This window comes from Microbulbifer okhotskensis, assembly GCF_023895975.1.
Taxonomy (GTDB): Bacteria; Pseudomonadota; Gammaproteobacteria; order Pseudomonadales; family Cellvibrionaceae; genus Microbulbifer; species Microbulbifer okhotskensis.
Genome location: NZ_JALBWM010000246.1, coordinates 1 through 2,180, shown reverse-complemented (window position 1 = coordinate 2,180; position 2,180 = coordinate 1). Strand labels below are relative to the sequence as shown.

The following is a 2,180-nucleotide window of genomic DNA, read 5'->3' as shown; positions in this document are numbered from 1 at the left end:
AGCAGTACAGTGACTATGGGGCTATAGCTGCATGAAACTGTCCGAAGTGTTGTAATAAACCAGTAGAGAGAAGCGCTGCTCCAAATCGCGTCAAGCTGAAACGCGGCACACGCTTGCCTGCTGATTGGGTTCCCACGGATAAATTCCGCTCTGAAGTTCAGCGGCTCCGCCCAGACCTGATCCACCGAATCCACGATGTGGCCGAAAGCTTTCACGACTACTGGAAACCCCAATCCGGCCAACGCGGTGAGGAACTCGATTTTCTGGCCACCTGGCACAACTGACTCAACCACGAGAGGTTCATTGCACCACAGCCCCAGGCGGAGTGGCAGGAGCATACACGAAGACTCAGTGCGGTAGAAATCGCAATGGACACTAGCTGGTAAAAGACAATCACCAAGGAGAGTTCACCGTGTGGGTAGTATTATCCTGGAAGCCATCGAACGGATTTCCACAACCAATCCCAGTAGCCCAGTAGCCCAGTAGCCGTATTTCGCACCAAGTATGCGAACCTGGTGGAGGTGGTTTTCGCGAATACGGTGGTTACTCAATTTTGGATTAACCAGGGCCATATAAATTACCTGGGTACGTTGCATCGGAACAATTTACATGCGTTTAGGAAAAGGTTTCAGGATTATTACGAGAGCATGCCGGTGGCGGCTGAATTAAAGGTATTTTGGTTCCTCTATTTCCGTTGGCGGGAATTGCAGGAGGTGGTCAGGGTGGTTAATAAATCGGTGGCGAGTATTAAGACGCTATGCCAAATCATTGAGTCGAGTATTGAAATAGCATTCATAGTTGAATGCAGGAGGAAAGGATCCAGTGAAATATTAGGCTCTTCATTTCTGGCGCCTGGATAAATTCTAGGGCGTCACAAATTTCTTGCTTACTGACATCTTAATCACTCTTAGTGGGGCTTAATAAAGAAGGTTGGCGCTAGTCAGTATGTCATGGTGATATGAGGTCTGTGCTATGGCCTAATCTACTATCTAAGGATTTCCAACTTTTCGCGTCATTACTGAGTATTGCTATGCAAAATAAGAGCTTAAAGAAGTTATTACTGCTCGCTATTCTGTTTGGGTATGCATCGTTTGCTGTTTCGGCAAAGCCATCGAATTCGATGGGGCTAAAGGTTGCTATCGAGAAGGATGCGCCACCATATGTGGATAATCGTGCAAAGCGCGGACTCGAGGTGGATGTAATATTGAAATCCCTTCCAGGATATTCAATAACCTTTATACAGTTGGGGTGGGGGAAGATTCCAGATGCGATGGATAGGGGGATTGCAAATGCAGAAGCAAATTCGATTAAGCACGATGATCCGGATAAATACTATTATTCAAGCTATTATATCGGTTTTGTGAATTATGCAATTAGCCATAAAGGTAAAGGTTATAAAATTGACAGTGTGGATGATCTTGTAGGGCATGATCTCATCGTTTGGAAGAACGCGCATCTGGTTCTAGGGCCGGAGTTCAAGCGTTTATTCTCCCCTGACGCGTCTGGTAGAAAGAATTATGTTGAGACGCAAAATTCAAAGGATCAAGTTCTGGAATTTTGGAACAACCCTGATTCGATAATCATTATCGACAAAAGCATTTTTATGAATTTTTCCATTATAGAGGGACATTCTATGAATAAAGTGGATATCCATAAGATCTTTCTGCCGGTTACCAAGTTTAAAATGGCATTTAAGGGTGAGAAGGCTAGAGACGATTTTAACAAGGGTTTGGCCCTTCTATGCTCTAAGGGTGAGTATGCCAATATGCTGAAGGAATACGGTGTGCCGAAAAAGGCAAATGTATGTCCGTAAGGGGGGGTGTATTAATTGGGAATTCAAGGGGCTTAGCGTGGTGATGATCTTCTCCGTGGAAGATTAACCAGTGTAAATTTGTCCGCAAACTGAAAGTGTTCATAGCTAGCTGTGAAATAAGTAATCTTTGGTAAGCTGTCGAGTTTTGACGCTGCGAATAAGTATTCCTATTAAAACCGGCCTCTGAGTCTGTTTTTGTGTCCAAATTTTAAGGTTATGAGTGATTGAAGATACTATACTCCGGGCTCTCGAAATATAACTGTGTAGTAGCACAGGTAGGCTTTCTAATTGAGCTGCCTGCCACCAAATGAAAAGAGGGTGTAAATAATTCTGTGTAACCGCTCTTGCTAGTGGATTATTGGTAGTC

The 2,180-nt window shown here is 44.3% G+C and carries 2 protein-coding genes; one reads left to right on the top strand and one right to left on the bottom strand.

Annotation, left to right across the window (positions count from 1 at the left end):
• Positions 1-338, bottom strand: a 338-nt coding sequence (locus MO867_RS21675) for a hypothetical protein (protein WP_252473026.1), incomplete at its 3' end; no start/stop codon positions are given.
• A gap of 692 nt (positions 339-1,030) precedes the next feature.
• On the opposite strand from MO867_RS21675, the gene MO867_RS21670 reads away from it, so the two are divergent.
• On the top strand, positions 1,031-1,813 hold the full coding sequence (locus tag MO867_RS21670) for a type 2 periplasmic-binding domain-containing protein (RefSeq protein WP_252473025.1): 783 nt from the start codon (positions 1,031-1,033) through the stop codon (positions 1,811-1,813).
• The last annotated feature ends 367 nt before the right edge of the window (positions 1,814-2,180 follow it).

Coding starts and splice junctions, on each gene's coding strand:
- MO867_RS21670 (WP_252473025.1), top strand. CDS start 1,031: ATGCAAAATAAGAGCTTAAAGAAGTTATTACTGCTCGCTATTCTGTTT.